This window comes from Calderihabitans maritimus (genome assembly GCF_002207765.1).
Taxonomy (GTDB): Bacteria; Bacillota; KKC1; order Calderihabitantales; family Calderihabitantaceae; genus Calderihabitans; species Calderihabitans maritimus.
Genome location: NZ_BDGJ01000161.1, coordinates 1 through 15,432, shown reverse-complemented (window position 1 = coordinate 15,432; position 15,432 = coordinate 1). Strand labels below are relative to the sequence as shown.

The following is a 15,432-nucleotide window of genomic DNA, read 5'->3' as shown; positions in this document are numbered from 1 at the left end:
CCTTTGGCGCGGTCCAGCTACAAATGGAAGACGATCTACAAAAAACGTACGGCTGTGGAAAGAGTGAATGCACGCCTGGATGAAGCCTTTGGGTTTGAGAAGCACTTTATTCGGGGTTTGCAAAAAATGAAGTTACGCTGTGCGCTGGCCCTAACAGTGATGCTAGCGCTGGCGGTGGGGCGAATACGGGAAAACGCAGGATGAATTTGCGCAGCCTGGTCAAAGTGGCTTGACCGGTTATCAACTAAAAAACGAAAGCTGAAAAAAGAAGAACAACAAAAATAGGGATAGGTATGTCCTTTTTGGTCCTATGGAAAACAGTGACAATTAAACTATTATCAGGTTAATCTCCCGCCCTATTAGGACTCCATTGCTTCGAACCGTTGCCAATCTTATCTTGCCAGACGCCCAAAATGTTTTACAAAGCAAATAGCTTATATTTCCATTAGGTATTGACTATTTATAATTACCAAAGTATAATTAAAAAAGACTATAAATTGTCGACAATCAACAATCAACAATCAATAATCAATAATCAATAAATAAATAATAATAAACAAATGGAGGAGCTAATGGAAAAAGATACATTAATAAATATTGGTACATGTATAAATATAGAGGATAAACAAAAAAACGAAATATTGGATACTAAGCCTTTAGCTGCGAGAATTACTGATTATTTACAAACTGAGATTATTAACAATAACTTGAAACCTGGGGAACAACTAAAAGAAACCGAGTTAGCTAAATTATTTGGAACTAGTAGGGCGCCAATTAGGGAAGCGTTTCGTATGCTTGAACGTAATGGGTTTGTAGAAGTGGTTCCCCGAAAAGGCGCTTTTGTTCGTCGATATACAACCAAAGAAATTGAAGACATATATAAAGTCCGCTGTGCTCTGGAAATATTGGCTTTAGAAATTGCTTTATCAAGATTATGTAACGAAGATTTTATAAAGTTGGAAAAATTGATATCTAATATGGCTGAAGCAATGAATAAGGGAGATGTCAAAACTTATTTCAAATATAATGTCTTATTTCATCGGAACTTTTTTCACATTGCTGATAACCCTGTTTTGAATGAAATTTTTGAAAGATTAAGTAATCCATTATTAGGGCTTAGACTGAAGTCTTTATCGCTTCCCGAAAGTTTGAAAGAATCCTACATGGAACATATAAACATATTCAATGCTATTCGAGAAAGAAATGTCGAGCTAGCTAAAAAATATTTGGAGGCACATATAGTTAGGGCTATGAAAAAATTGAAGCAATGTGTGGCGGAGAATTGTAAGTAAAACTTTTGAAAAACCAAATTTATTTATGTTAATCTGTACAGTTAATTATTTAAATTTTTTATATAAATAAACAAAAAGGAGAGGATCCAATTGAATTTCATGGAACTTGTTAAGTACGCTCGCGTTCCTATCGAGCTAAATGCGGAACCCGGTGATGAAATTTTGATCCTAGCGGATTCGCGAACTGAACCATTAGTTTACGAAGCCATTGCCGCCGCAGCATTTGATTTAGGAGCTCATCCAACCGTTGCTATAATAATTGCTAGAGCGGCTCATGGTCATGAACCAACGTTCATTGCCAAAGGAGCCATACTAAACGCTGACTTAATCCTTAGTATAGCTTCGACTTCTATGACCCATACAAATGCCATTCGTGCTGCCTTAGCTAAAGGGAAAAAATATGTTGCAATGCCTGGAGTTAGCGCTGATATGTTGTGTAATGGTGCAGCTACTGCAGATTATTCTGAGGTATACCGGAATACTAAACGAATTGCAAAGATATTGACGGCGGGGAAAATGGCTAAAATTGTTTCTCCAAATGGGACAAATATTACTTTGAATATCGAGGGACGTTCTGGTTTTACTTTGGCAGGAAAATTCGAACCCGGTAGTATTGCATGTTTTCCAGACGGAGAAGCTCCTGTAGCTCCAGTTGAAGGTGCCGCGGAGGGAACTTTAGTATTTGATGTTTCCATGCATGGTATCGGGTATTTGAAGTCTCCCATCTATCTTGAAGTAAAAGGCGGACGTGTCACCCAAATTGAGGGAGGGCAGGAGGCGAATAGATTAAGAGAAATCCTTGAAAGAAATGGCGATGAAAATGCTTATAATCTGGGCGAATTTGCCATTGGCACTAATCCCAAAGCCAGGATTATCGGCAACGTTTCTGAAGATAAGAAGCGGGCAGGAATGATTCATGTGGCTCTGGGCGATAACATTACTTTAGGGGGTAATAATCATTCCCGGATTCATATGGATGGTCTGATTTCCGGAGCTACGGTGGCTATAGACGGTGTTGAAATCGTTAGAGACGGCCAATTGATTGAGGAGGTCTTGGTTGGTGAATAGTTTAGCTCGCTTTCTTATACCTACGGAGATATTATATGGTCCGGGTGCAAGCGATAATTTGGGGGAAAGAGTCCGACAGTTGGGTAGTACGGCGCTTGTAGTTACAGACCGTGGGGTTGTCCGGGCAGGAGTTGTTGAAAAGATTGAGAAGAGCCTAGTAGCTTCTGGTGTTAAAATTAAGCGTTTCGAAGGAGTTAAACCTAATCCCGATATTGAAATCGTGGATAGAGCTTTCCAGATAGCTCGTACACAAGATACCGAAGTGCTGATTGGTATCGGTGGAGGCAGTTCAATTGATGTGGCCAAAGCAGTAGGTTTGCTGTTGGCAAATGGGGGAGCCTCCATTAGCGAATATGTGGCCGGGAAGTCGATCCGAAATCCTAATCCGCCTTTGATTGCCGTGCCAACAACCTGTGGAACGGGTAGCGAAGTAACCACTTCTACGGTAGTACTTGATCCTGTACGGAAACATAAAGTGAGCCTGCGACAAGGTACTTTCCTCTGTCCTACGTTGGCGGTGATCGATCCCCATCTGCTTACAACTTTACCTTCTCAGGTGGTAGCTTCCACCGGAATGGATGCCCTTACCCATGCTATTGAATCGTACCTTTCGTTGGCTGCGTCACCTATAACCGAAGGCTGTGCTCTTTATGCTATTGAATTAATTGGTCGATATCTTCGTCCTGCGACGTCTAACCCATCCAACTTAAAAGCAATCGGTTCGATGGCGATAGCTAGTACTATTGCTGGCATGTCTTTTGGTCAAGCTTCAACTACATTAGTTCACGGAATGGCTCATGCTCTCGGAGGGTATGTTGATTTACCTCACGGGCTGGCCACTGCGGTTCTTTTACCCCATGTTATGGAATTTAATCTACCCGCTGATCCCGAGAAATTTGCGAGGGTCGCGCAAGCATTAGGACAACACGTTGAAGGGTTAACCACCATCGAAGCTGCGCGCCTATCCGTAAAAGCGGTTAGGGAGCTAATGAGCGATGTGGGCATTTCGGAAACTTTGGAAACTGTCGAAGTAAAGCGGGAAGATATTATCCTTATGAGTAAAGCGGCAGCAGCAGAAAAACGTTTAGCTAATAACCCTCGCCGTGTAAATGAAGAAGATATTTTAAAAATTTTCGAGCAGGTGTTTTGTCATGAGTCAAATTGAGACGGTTAGAGTTGTTTTATACGAACCCTTTAAGAGTGTAGCTGGCAAATCTCTGGTGGAAATAACAGTGCAGGGCAAGATAACGGTTGCGCAGGTTATTGTCGAGGTCCTCAAGGAACATCCATTATTGGGCAAAGTTTTTTCAGGTTCCGACCAAGAAAAACTTTCGGATGTGGCACTGCTAGTAGTAGATGGTAAAGTAGCAGATCAAGAAACGGAGATTTTACCAGGACAACAGCTAATGATCTTACCTCCTCTGTCAGGCGGATAGTATTTAACAGATAAGATTTTAGTAGGGTAACAACCTGTGATTTTATTCCCCTGGGTTAGGTGGGGTTTGCGGAGGGTGAGAGATGAACTTACCGGGTGGGTATATGGGATTATTTTTAAGGGTAGATTTGACTTCCCGTAAAATAGAGTATCATAGCTTCAGTGAAGATATATTACGAGCATATATTGGTGGAGCAGGATTAGGGGCACGTATCCTATATAATGAGACCGGTCCTGATACAGAACCTTTAGGACCCGAGAACGTACTATTGTTTATGACTGGTCCTTTAGTAGGAACTAAGACTATTTGTTCAGGTCGTCACGCGGTGGTTGCAAAATCGCCTTTAACAAATGTGTGGGGGGAAGCCGATGCAGGCGGAACCTGGGGGGCCGTTCTCAAGCGTGCGGGGTTTGACGGCCTGATTATCCAGGGGACGGCTGACCGACCAGTTTATCTCTTCCTTTATGAAGGAAAGGTCCAAATTCGGGATGCGGAACATCTTTGGGGCTTAAATACATATGAAACTGACGAAGCTATTAAAGCTGAGACTACCCCTAAAGCAGTTATTGTAAGTATTGGTCCCGCAGGAGAAAAACTCTCATGTATCGCAGGAATTTTTAATGATGGTAAACATGCCCGAGCTGCAGGGCGATGCGGATTGGGAGCAGTGATGGGTTCAAAAAAATTAAAGGCGATTGCTGTTTTAGGAAACAAAAAAGTTCCGGTGGCCGATCCGGAACGATTAAATATCTCCAATAAAAAGTTAGCACCAAAAATTATGGAAAAGTTGAGGCGTTATCGCGATTATGGTACGGCGGGAGGAGTCTTAGGGGCTGCGGCCCTTGGCGATCTCCCAGTTAAGAATTGGACAGTAGGATCGTGGATGAAAGGTGCTGAAAAGATTTCTGGAGAAGTTATGACCGAAAAGATTTTAGTAGGGCGCTACCATTGTGCCTCATGTGTGGTTGGTTGCGGTAGGATAGTGAAAATAGATAAAGGTCCTTATCGAGGTGTAGATGGGGCTGGTCCGGAATATGAAACCCTTGCAGGGTTAGGATCGGTTTGCATGGTAGATAACCTTAATGCTATTGCATTAGCTAACCAACTTTGCAACCAGTACGGTATTGATACCATATCGACCGGACACGCTGTGGCCTTTGCTATTGAAGCTTATGAAAAGGGTTTGATTACTAAGGCTGATACTGGTGGAATGGAACTCCGCTGGGGAGATCCGGACGTGGTTATCGCTTTAGTACACCAGATTGGTAAGCGCGAGGGTATTGGTGAAATCTTGGCCGATGGAGTGAAACGGGCAGCTGAAAAAATTGGAGGTCTGGCCAGTGAGCTCGCACTAGAGGTCAAGGGTTTGGAACCGGCTTTTCATGATCCCCGGGCCTTAAGTAGCCTAGCGGTAGCTTATGCTACTCACCCGCGAGGAGCTTGCCATCGTGGAGGTTCCCATACCATGGAACGAACCGCCTTGCCAGAACTGGGCTACGATAAACCGTTAGACAGGTTTGTTTCTGAAGGAAAAGGAGCTTTGACTGCCGTTTTGCAGGATTATTATGGCTTATACAACTCGCTAAAGCTTTGTCAATTCATAGCCCCGGCTATTGCTCCTACTGATGTTTTGGAGTGGCTAAATGCAGTCACTGGATGGGAGATGGATTTAAAAGAATTTCTTGAAGCGGGGGAACGTCACACAAACTTAAAGCGTATGTACAATGTTAGATGCGGGATCAGCCGCAAAGATGACCGACTTCCCCTTCGACTTTTAACCCACAAGTTAGAAGACGGGGGAGCGGCCGGCATGGTTCCTCATTTAGGAACCATGCTAAGTGATTACTATCGATATCGAGGCTGGACTCAAGAAGGAATCCCAACACCAGACAAGCTGCGGCAACTGGGACTCTGCAGCGAGATTAACCATCTTCCCGGTAATATCAAGATTACAGCAACTAAAACCACTTCCCGCTAGGAATTCTAAAATGCTACTACCTAGTGCTCCCTGAAAACTTAGCCCAAAAGTCTTATGAAGAACAAAAATAGAGCTCTCCCTCATGCTTTTGGAGAGACTTTTAGGTCGGTTACCAAAACACTCCATGGGAAGGAACGCCTACGAAATATCTCGTCCCAAATGTTACAATTCCTGTATAGCTCCTAACCCTTCCGAATAATCATAGACGAGATTCGTGAAATCCGCTTTTCTTTGCTTTTTACGGCTCCTGATCCTCAAGGTAGTCCAAATCACATTTAGAAACGCTAATATCCATACCCGCTAGATTGTTTATGTCAGAGTTTATCTTCCTCGAATGATCAAGACAACAACAGTCACCACAAATGCGGGCTGTAGGGGATGATAAGAGTGCCCCCTGATAGACGTATGTATTGATTATGTTGATTATGGCAAAGGCATAGATGAAAGATCAAGCTTCACTGAAGCTTGATCTGATTTCCAAAAATCATGATACGTGGGGGTGATATGGGAAGAATTAATAAAGCTAGAATGAGGGGGTGATATTTACAAAAATCGACAGAATATTAGTTATTTTTAAATTATTAGGAAGCGAAGACTGAATATCAAAAGGAAGCAAGGAAGGATAAGAAACGTACGGGACAGGAAAAATCCGATTTTAAAAAGCTTCCCGTGTTTCCTACCCTCCGCTACCACAATTAATTGTAACAAAAGTTTAGGAAGAAGGTAAAGTCCTCTGTTCAGGCGATAGATAAGTGTGTATTAAATTTTTACAATTCGAGGTGATGGTTTTTGAGAATTGTAAAAGTTGATACCGAACTTTGTAATGGTTGTGGAGAGTGTGTCCAGCAGTGCCCAACTGAAGTTTTTGATATAGTCGACGGGAAGGCTAACGGTGCCAACACTGAAAACTGTATGGCCTGTAGACTATGTGAGACTGTTTGTCCAAATTATGCAATTCAGGTTCAGGAGTAACTGCAAAATGGATGTGGTTCGAACCAATATGGTGTTAAATTAATTGACTAAATCCTGATCCATTATTAGTTTGCTGAAAGGGGTGTAATTTCATGCCTACTGTTTATGATCCGATATGGATTGGTAAGGTGAAATTAAAAAATAGATTCGTACTGGCTCCTACCGTTAAGAACTTTGCTAATGAAGATGGAACGGTTAACACCCGCTACTTGCAACAATACGAATTGGAGGCTCAAGGGCCAGGATTAGTAACGGTTACCATGTCTTTTGTTGAACCGAGTGGCAAAGTTTTTACCCGCCAGTTAGGGGCTCATCATGATAACTGTATTCCCGGATTGGCTGATCTTGCGGAGCGAATTCATCGGGCTGGTGCTAAGTGTGCTCTTCAAATTTCGCACGGTGGAAATCTCTGCAGCGAATCGATCATCGGAGAAACTCCGGTAGGCCCCTCCGAGCGTCCCCAATGGCCGGGACAAAAGGTTCGAGCCTTAAAGACGGACGAAGTAGAAAAGATTATTGAGAGTTATGCCAAGGCTGCCTGGAGAGCGAAGGTAGCGGGATTCGATGCAGTAGACCTTCATGCTTGCCATGGCTCTATGATCCTTCAGTTTTTATCGCCTTTCCATAATAAGGGTAGAACGGATAAGTATGCTGTCCGGACTACTTTCCTTTACGAAACCGTTCAGGCCGTTCAAGATGCTTGTGGAGTAGACTTTCCTATCATTGTAAGAATTAGTGCTCATGAGTTCATGGAGGAGGATATGGGGGAACCTGGATTAACCATTGATGAAGTAGCTAACGAGATTGCACCGCAACTTGAAAGGCTAGGTGTAGCCTGCATTCACGTTTCTGCAGGCCGAATAGGTCATACAGAGGATCATTGCTTCCCGCCCCTTTATGAACCGCGGGGTGTTAACGTCCGTTTGGCTACCAAAGTAAAGGAAAAGGTGAACATACCGGTTATCACCGTCGGACGTCTACAAGATCCTAAGATCATCGAAAAAATTATCGAAGACGGAAAAGCCGATATGGTGGCTATGTGTCGCCCCATTATCGCAGATCCCCACTTGCCTAAAAAGATGATTGAAGGCCGGATTGAAGATATCCGCCAATGCATGGGTTGTAATTACTGCCTGCATCGATTGTTTCTCCAGTTGGGCGTCCAGTGCCCGATGAATCCTGAGTATAGCTGGGAATACGAATACCAACCGACGCCAGCGAAACAATCGAAAAAGGTGATGGTCGTAGGTGGAGGCGTGGCCGGATTGCAAACTGCCTACACGGCAGCTCAGCGGGGCCACCAAGTCACAATTTATGAAAAGACCAATCAACTTGGTGGACAGGTTAGATTAGCTTCATCGATACCCAGATTGTATACCAAAGAACTCTGGAACCTCCCCAAGTGGTTGATCCGACAGGTAGAAAAGCTAGGGGTAAATATTGAACTTGGCAAAGAGGTAACTCCAGAGCTAGTAGAGCAGGTCAACCCCGACGTAGTTGTAGTTGCTACCGGTGCCCAAGAAATACGATTAGAACTTCCCGGTCATGATAATGAGAAGGTAGTTTATCTTTGGGATTACCTTGAAGGTAAAGCCTCAGTTGGCGATAAGGTTGTGGTAATTGGAGGTAACGAAGGCGCTGAGGTTGCTGTATCTCTTGCACGGGAAGGCAAAACAGTTACCTTAGTAGAGGAAACTGAAAATATCGGTTGTGCTAAATATATTTATGATGGAGCTGCTCGGAGAAAACCCCTTTTGAGATTCCTGAGACAAGCCAATGTAAGAATCCTTACGAAGACACAGGTTAAAGAAATTAACTCTCAAGGCGTTAAGGTCCTTCAGTCGTGGCCGATGCCTAAAGAAGAAATTATTGAAGCAGATACAGTCATGATCGCTGTCGGTCGGAAATCTGAAGATTCTCTTTACCGAGCTCTTCAAGGTAAAGGTTTTGAGATTTACCAAATCGGTGATTGTGTAGAACCTAGGAGTATGGTTTCAGCTACCCATGAAGGAAATTGGGTTGGCAGACATATCTAGCCCATGTCTGGCAACAACTCAGATTTAGCTAAATTAATTGCCGGCATTTGCTTTACCTATATTTCGCTAGCCGCTGGTGTCAGCAAATGCCGGTTCCATTTTCTTTCTACAAACTTCGTAGGAACGTAAAAGTGCGGAAAGCATTTTCTTCAAATATGAGAAAATACGAAACCAAAACTTCCCATTATGTAATAATTGATTTATTTTTAGATGCTGTTGAAGGAGGCGAGACAGGTGGCAGTTAAGGAGTTATTTTTGCTTCCCTGTGGTTATTTAAAATTGGACCAGAGTATTCTGACCGCGGGAATAGGCATGGGCAAGATAGTGAATGTCCCGGTTTATAGCGCTTTAATTAATACTGATGATGGTGTGGTATTGGTAGATACCGGTTTGAATCCCGATGGTTTAACCAACCCTGAACGGGCATGGGGTTCTAGAGCTAAAGTAGTGCGGCCGATCCTCACTGAGGAAGACGATATTCGCAATCGGCTTGGCCAATTAGGATTTTCTATTAATGATGTGAAATTTGTTATTAATACACACTTACACTGGGATCATACCGGTGGTAACCGTTTCTTCAAAGATTGTCCCATCATTGTTCAGAAAGCAGAATATAGGTTTGCTCTTTACCCGGACAGCCATTTAAGTAGTTCATATATGGAAAATCATTTCAAGCACCCGCTTAATTATAAACTTATTGAGGGAGACCAAGAAATAGTTCCCGGAGTTTCAGTAATTACTTCTCCCGGGCATACTCCCGGACATCAGTCTGTGATAATTGATCTTCCAGAAACAGGAACCGTAATCCTGGCCGGAGATGCAATTTATTGCAATATGAACCTCGAAGAATCTATTCCTCCCGGCAATCGTTGGAGCGCTTCCCATGCTATGGAGAGCATTTATAAACTAAAATATTTTAGATCTAGGTTAGGTGGCCTAATGTTACCTGGCCATGAGCCTATCTTATGGAGTCAGGTTAAATCCAGTCCAGCCTCATATTGTTAAGTCAAGCCCACCCCTTTCTGGAAGGGTTGGGAGAAATGGGAGGTTAATAAATTTTTCAGAAACAGTGCACCGTTTTGGTGCTCTGTTTTTGCTTTTGGTGTTAACGGCCATGATAAGATACCCATAAATGGCCATAAAAAATCCACATAAACGGCCACGAAAAATCCCCACAAACGGTCACTGAAAAAGGAAAATAATACCCGCTCCCCTAAAATAATTAGCTGGCCAAAAATCTACCAAAAGGGAGCGGGTAAAAAGTGACAGAAGTGTGGGAAATCGTGAAAATACAAGAATGCAGAAAGGCCGGCCTCAGCAAAAAGGCTACAGCTACAGCGAAATCTCTGAAAAAATAGCAATCATTAATAGTATTAAGTTTCCCTTGCGAGAGGGAATATGGCGTTCGACGGCAAATTTCAATGTGAGGACACGCCATAAGGATGCAACTTGTCATGCTCGGGCACCAGGACAATCAGGTGAACTTCTTCGACCTAGAGATATTTTCCAGAATGATTCCCGCGGACCATCCTCTCGTCAAGATAAAGGAAAACGTAGACTTTTCCTTCGTCGCCGATGCGGTAAAACATCTCTACGATCCCGATAAGGGCCGGCGCAGCTTTCCCCCGGAGACCCTGTTCCGGATACTGTTTCTGGAGGTATGGGCCAATCTTTCGGACGTCCAGGTCTGCCGGGAGCTTCAGTATAACGTTTTGTATCGGTACTTCTGCAACATAGGATGGGACAATCCAGTACCTGATGATACAACGCTGGTTGTCTTCCGTAAGCGTCTGGGGCAGGAAACTTTTCAGGAGCTTTTCAGCCGACTGGTGGAACAGGCCCGAGAGAAGGGTTATCTGCGAGGCGAATGGGCGTTGATAGACGGTACCAAGGTTGTGGCTCATGTGGCTGCCAAGAACCCCCTTAGCCTGGCCCGGGAAGGTCGGAAGCATCTTCTAAAGGAACTTTCCAAGATAGATGCAGCGAAAGCAGAAGAACTCAAGTGAATACATAGATAAAGTTTTTTAAAGATTAAATTAAGATATTTTAAAAAAATTAAATGTATTTAATAAATTAATAAAATTAAGAAAATTAAAAAAGTTACGAAATTAAGTCTTGATCTATATTAAAATCTAGTTTATAATGACTGCAAAATATTGACAGAGGAGGTAGTAGAACGTGGAATTGGCAAATGAATTGGCTTATATGACGGTGGCTGAGCTGTCTACACGAATCAGGCGTCGCGAACTTTCTCCAGTTGAGGTTGTAGAGGCATTTATACATCGCATCGAGGAAAGAAATAAGAGTATAAACGCTTTCGTTTATTTTGGGTACGAAGATGCTCGTAGAAGGGCAAAAGATGCCGAGCGTGCCCTAATGTCTGGAGAGGAAATTGGCCTTCTCCATGGGGTACCAACGGCAATGAAAGACCTGTTTGACTTTTATCCTGGATGGGTATCCACCTTTGGCGGAATAAAAGCTTTCAAGGATTTTGTGCCAGATTTTTACTGCGTTTATGCAGAACGCATTGAAAAAGCCGGAGCAATTATCCTGGGAAAGACGAACAGCCCTGTTATGGGTTTTAGGGGAACTTGTGATAACTACTTATTTGGTCCAAGCCGTAATCCATTTGATGTATCTAAAAACACGGGGGGTTCATCTGGTGGAAGTGCAGCAGCAGTTGCCGATGGTCTAGTTCCCATTGCAGAAGGTACGGATGGCGGGGGCTCCATCCGAATTCCGGCTGCATGGTGTGGTTTATATGGATACAAGGCGTCTTTCGGCCGTATTCCTTTCGTTACACGACCTAACGCATTCGGGGGGAGCATGCCGTTTCTTTTCGAGGGAACCCTGACTCGAACGGTCGAGGACGCAGCGCTAGGCCTTAGCGTTTTGAGTGGATATGACCCTAGGGACCCATTCAGCGTGGATGAAGATGTTGATTTTATGGCAGCTCTCCGTCGGTCTATCAAGGGGTGGAAAATCGCCTATAGCCCTAATTTTGATGTATTCCCTGTAGATAACCGTGTATCTGAGGTTGTGGCTAATGCCGTTAAGGCGTTTGAAGAGGCGGGTGCTCATGTTGAAGAAGTGAAGATGGGAATTAAACGTAATCAACGGGAGTTAAGCGATGTATGGTGTAGGCTTATAATACCAATCAACATAGAGTTCTTTGAGAATTTTAAACAACAGGGGATTGATATTCTCAAGGACCATCGGGATGATCTCCCTCCTCAGTATATTGAATGGCTGGAGAAGGGTTACAGAATGACCATCCTTGACTTAATACGAGATCAGCAGATACGGACAGAAATTCATGATGCTATTCAGAATGTATTAGAAGATTATGATCTCATAATCACACCAACCGTAGCCTGTCCTCCTGTAGACAACGCTGACGATGGAAACACCGTAGGACCCACCCATATCAACGGCGAAGAAGTAGATCCTCTCATTGGATGGTGTCTCACATACTTTACCAATTTCTCGGGACACCCGTCGGCTTCTATCCCTGCCGGACTTATAGAAAACAAGTTACCCGTTGGAATGCAGATAATCGGAAAACGTTATGCCGATGCAGACGTTCTGGCCGCCAGTGCTACATTTGAAAGAATAAAGCCTTGGTACGATATCTATAAAATCTGTGAGAGTAGACCAATTTAAACCATCCCGACAGCAAGTCCATTAACTTCCCAGTTAGACTTGTTCAACACCCCCACTTAGCCCCTAACGGGGCTTAAAGTGGGGGTTTGCGGAATTCCCTGCAACGTTTTTGACCGCATGATAATAGATTACCACATAGGGCTTTCCTGTACTGCTGCTGATGCTTCTAGGGTAGTGAAGAACGCATTAAGAAAGCGAGGTCTATATAAAGGGGCCAAGATGCCTAAACTTCGTACAGATAATGGGCCCCAGTTCATCGCCGAGAAGTTCCAGGAAACCTGTGAAAAACTAGAAATTATCCATGAGCGTATACCTGTTAAAACCCCCAATTTAAATGCTCATATTGAGGCATTTCATTCTATCTTAGAGACTGAACGCTATAGCCGACATGAGTTTCAGAGCTTTATGGAGGCATATGCCGAGGTATCCAGGTATATAGAGTATTACAACCGGAAAAGGAAGCATGGTAGCCTGAGGCATATGAGTCCTGAGGAGTTCCACAAAGCATTTATGAGCAAATTAAAGTGGAATCTTTTGTGGCATAATCTCCATAATTAGGGGGCTAGCCCGTTCTGAAGTAAGTTATTATTATTGAAGTTAAAATTAAAATTATTAAAATAGGGGCAGGTTCTTCCACAACCTGTCCAACAAATATGCCCGCCCAGGGGACGGCTGAAGAGAACCGAAACCCTAAGATGGCCTATTTTGTGGGTCGGCTCTTTTTTCTGCTTGGCAGAAAAAATTTTTAATGTCAGTGAATATAACTCGCAAGTGGTTGGTGGAACGCGGTTTTCCCAGCGGAGGTCTGCTGTTTCTTCCCAGGGGATACAAGAAGAGGTTTGCAGCTAGCTATAGGATTGACCTGTTCTTTGAAGATGATCCGGTGGAAGCAACGGGACTGCAGGAAGCGGTTTCGCGGGTATATATGCTGGAATGGCCTTATAACAGAAACGTTAAAGGCCGTTATATATAAATGTTTGCCTCCTGGAAGGAGATTGAAGCCCATGTTGATTGCCTTTCCGGGCGCCGTATGGTACTATAACTCTTGAGGGGTGGAAAAAGCTGTAATCTGTTCTGTGAAGTACTTTCATTTTTTAAACTCCCAAAAGTTCTCAAGCATAAGCTTTTCGGGAGGAAGACCATGCCTATTCCGCTTTTTTCTCGGTACAGCCAAGGAGAAAATAGGGTAACCTCTACCATACTTACGAGATGGTTAGTCGGGGTAGTAGGGTGATGGAGAAATGAGGACTGGAGTGGACATAGTGAGAAGGGTTTGGATGGTAGTATTGAGTTTTATTGTAGTACTCCTGACACCATTTGTGATTCCGGCAACGATTATGAATCATGCCCAACTTTCTGAAGTGCGTTTGGGTATGCCGTTCCCGTTTGTCCAGCAGAGAGCTTCACTAACGCCCCTCGGGCATGAATTTCCATTTAAACTTAGGATCCTCAACCCACTGGAGAATCCGACGCGAATTCTTTCGGGCAACTTGATCTTAGATGTAATAATTGTCTATATCGGTTTATGGGCTGTTACGCAGGCAGTAAAGAAAGGGAACAGGTTTTTTAAGTCTTTAAGAAGGGTTTAGTGTCTCATGAAAATCACTAGGAGTTTGAGAGGAACAAGTATAAGGGTTATATTAAAGGTTTTGTAAAATCCATGCTAGAGGGTGATATCTGTGAAAAATTTAATTAAAAAAAATATTAGAAATGACGAACAATCTATCCTTGAGCGCTGCCGGGATCTTATTCGAGAAGTGGTTCCAGGAGCGACTGTAATTCTTTATGGCTCCCGTGCCCGTGGTGATGCCGATCCAGAATCGGATTATGATCTGCTCGTTCTTGTTAAAGGTTCGGTTGACTGGCGTTTAGAAGATCAAATACGAGAGAAACTTTACCCATTGGAACTGGAAACAGGAGCGGTCCTTTCTATCGTGGCTTTTAGCGAGAAAGACTGGAACTCTCCTCTTTACCAAGCCATGCCATTCAGCGAGAACGTACGACAGGAAGGGGTAGTCCTGTGAAGGATGAGATAAAAAAGCTGGTCAGTTATCGAATGGACCGTGCTAAGGAAGCCTTGCAAGAGGCTGACCTGCTTCTTTCAGCAGGACATGTTCTTACTTCCATTAATCGTCTGTATTATTCCTGTTTCTATGCAGTTTCCGCTTATCTCCTAACTAAAGGATATTCTTCGGCCAAACATTCCGGTGTTCGATCACTGTTTCATCAAAAGGTAGTGAAACCAGGTTTGGTCAGATCTTCGGCAGGAAGAATATATAACAGATTGTTTGATGCTCGTCAGAAGGCCGACTATGCTGACTTAGTAACGTTTGAGCCGGATGATGTTTCAATTTGGTTGGAAGAGGTTAAATCTTTGGTAAGCGAAATTGATAGGCTTATTGAGAAAGAAACTAAAACTTAAAATTGATAGCTTGTAGTTCCAGCATGAAGAGGTGGCCGCGCTTTTGCGCGGCTACTCTATTAATGCAGAATAAGAGAGGGATCCACAGGTACCCGCGAAGCCGGTACGCTTTGATATTATGTGCGCCCGGCATGGACGAAGGCTTACGGGTGAAAATCCCGAGCGACGAGGGTGGCAGTAGTCGTTAGCTTAAGGCAAGGGTGCCTGCGGCGACGCAGGATCCGAAGGAAGCCGGCGGCAAACCTCCGGCCCGACGTACAGGAACCACATTTGAGGCTAGCGGTAGTTGGATGAGTTTACATAACAAAGCGAAATCCTTGCCACCGAAGGCTGCCGAGAGTAAATGTGGCGGGTAGATGGATGGAAAGACAACGCCCTTACCCGGGGAGGCCTGCCGGATAAGCCAGGTAGAGCCGGCAACCCGTGTCGAGAGGCACGGCTGAACCGGCAGGAGTCAGCAGAGGGCATAGTACCCTGGGGGTTGTGAACTCCAGGGGAAGGCCCGAACATCAAGTCAGAGGTGAGACCGATGCGTTCGCGAGAAGGGCAAAGACAGCAGAAAACC

At 43.9% G+C, this 15,432-nt stretch carries 16 protein-coding genes and 1 pseudogene; all 17 read left to right on the top strand.

The annotated features are described in order from the left end of the window. Positions 1-233: pseudogene (locus tag KKC1_RS11880) on the top strand (DDE transposase); the annotation flags it as partial. Positions 234-572: 339 nt separating this feature from the next. After that, positions 573-1,292 carry a GntR family transcriptional regulator gene (locus KKC1_RS11875; protein WP_192868227.1) on the top strand — a complete coding sequence of 240 codons (720 nt, stop codon included), beginning with the start codon at positions 573-575 and terminating at the stop codon, positions 1,290-1,292. A gap of 99 nt (positions 1,293-1,391) precedes the next feature. Next, complete coding sequence (locus KKC1_RS11870) at positions 1,392-2,360, top strand: aminopeptidase (protein ID WP_238134300.1); 969 nt, start codon at positions 1,392-1,394, stop codon at positions 2,358-2,360. Then, positions 2,353-3,525, top strand: coding sequence for an iron-containing alcohol dehydrogenase (locus KKC1_RS11865; RefSeq protein WP_192868226.1), 1,173 nt, complete (start codon positions 2,353-2,355; stop codon positions 3,523-3,525). Before KKC1_RS11870 ends, KKC1_RS11865 begins: the two co-directional genes overlap by 8 nt. Further along, positions 3,512-3,796 (top strand): MoaD/ThiS family protein, encoded by a 285-nt coding sequence (locus KKC1_RS11860; protein WP_088554658.1) that lies wholly within the window; start codon positions 3,512-3,514, stop codon positions 3,794-3,796. Before KKC1_RS11865 ends, KKC1_RS11860 begins: the two co-directional genes overlap by 14 nt. An 82-nt stretch (positions 3,797-3,878) precedes the next feature. After that, positions 3,879-5,774: an aldehyde ferredoxin oxidoreductase family protein gene (locus KKC1_RS11855; protein ID WP_088554657.1), complete on the top strand. Its 1,896-nt coding sequence runs from the start codon at positions 3,879-3,881 to the stop codon at positions 5,772-5,774. Positions 5,775-6,563: 789 nt separating this feature from the next. Further along, on the top strand, positions 6,564-6,746 hold the full coding sequence (locus KKC1_RS11850; RefSeq protein ID WP_088554656.1) for an ATP-binding protein: 183 nt from the start codon (positions 6,564-6,566) through the stop codon (positions 6,744-6,746). Between the two features lie 92 nt (positions 6,747-6,838). Continuing rightward, positions 6,839-8,782 carry an FAD-dependent oxidoreductase gene (locus KKC1_RS11845; protein WP_088554655.1) on the top strand — a complete coding sequence of 648 codons (1,944 nt, stop codon included), beginning with the start codon at positions 6,839-6,841 and terminating at the stop codon, positions 8,780-8,782. A 234-nt stretch (positions 8,783-9,016) separates the two neighbouring features. Beyond that, complete coding sequence (locus KKC1_RS11840; RefSeq protein WP_192868225.1) at positions 9,017-9,787, top strand: N-acyl homoserine lactonase family protein; 771 nt, start codon at positions 9,017-9,019, stop codon at positions 9,785-9,787. A gap of 449 nt (positions 9,788-10,236) precedes the next feature. Beyond that, positions 10,237-10,788: a transposase gene (locus KKC1_RS11835; protein ID WP_192868224.1), complete on the top strand. Its 552-nt coding sequence runs from the start codon at positions 10,237-10,239 to the stop codon at positions 10,786-10,788. A gap of 199 nt (positions 10,789-10,987) precedes the next feature. Beyond that, a complete protein-coding gene (locus KKC1_RS11830; protein WP_088554662.1) occupies positions 10,988-12,445 on the top strand; it encodes an amidase in 1,458 nt (485 codons plus the stop codon). A 78-nt stretch (positions 12,446-12,523) separates the two neighbouring features. Next, positions 12,524-13,003, top strand: a complete 480-nt coding sequence (locus tag KKC1_RS11825; protein WP_143288749.1) for an integrase core domain-containing protein — start codon at positions 12,524-12,526, stop codon at positions 13,001-13,003. A gap of 190 nt (positions 13,004-13,193) precedes the next feature. Beyond that, complete coding sequence (locus tag KKC1_RS11820; RefSeq protein WP_088554651.1) at positions 13,194-13,418, top strand: hypothetical protein; 225 nt, start codon at positions 13,194-13,196, stop codon at positions 13,416-13,418. Between the two features lie 268 nt (positions 13,419-13,686). Further along, positions 13,687-14,034 (top strand): hypothetical protein, encoded by a 348-nt coding sequence (locus tag KKC1_RS11815; RefSeq protein ID WP_088554650.1) that lies wholly within the window; start codon positions 13,687-13,689, stop codon positions 14,032-14,034. A 90-nt stretch (positions 14,035-14,124) separates the two neighbouring features. Further along, positions 14,125-14,469: a nucleotidyltransferase domain-containing protein gene (locus KKC1_RS11810; RefSeq protein ID WP_192868223.1), complete on the top strand. Its 345-nt coding sequence runs from the start codon at positions 14,125-14,127 to the stop codon at positions 14,467-14,469. Then, entirely contained in the window at positions 14,466-14,867 is a 402-nt protein-coding gene (locus tag KKC1_RS11805; RefSeq protein WP_088554648.1) for a HEPN domain-containing protein, read from the top strand. Before KKC1_RS11810 ends, KKC1_RS11805 begins: the two co-directional genes overlap by 4 nt. Before the next feature lie 343 nt (positions 14,868-15,210). Beyond that, complete coding sequence (locus tag KKC1_RS16090; RefSeq protein ID WP_153802860.1) at positions 15,211-15,354, top strand: hypothetical protein; 144 nt, start codon at positions 15,211-15,213, stop codon at positions 15,352-15,354. Positions 15,355-15,432: the final 78 nt, after the last annotated feature.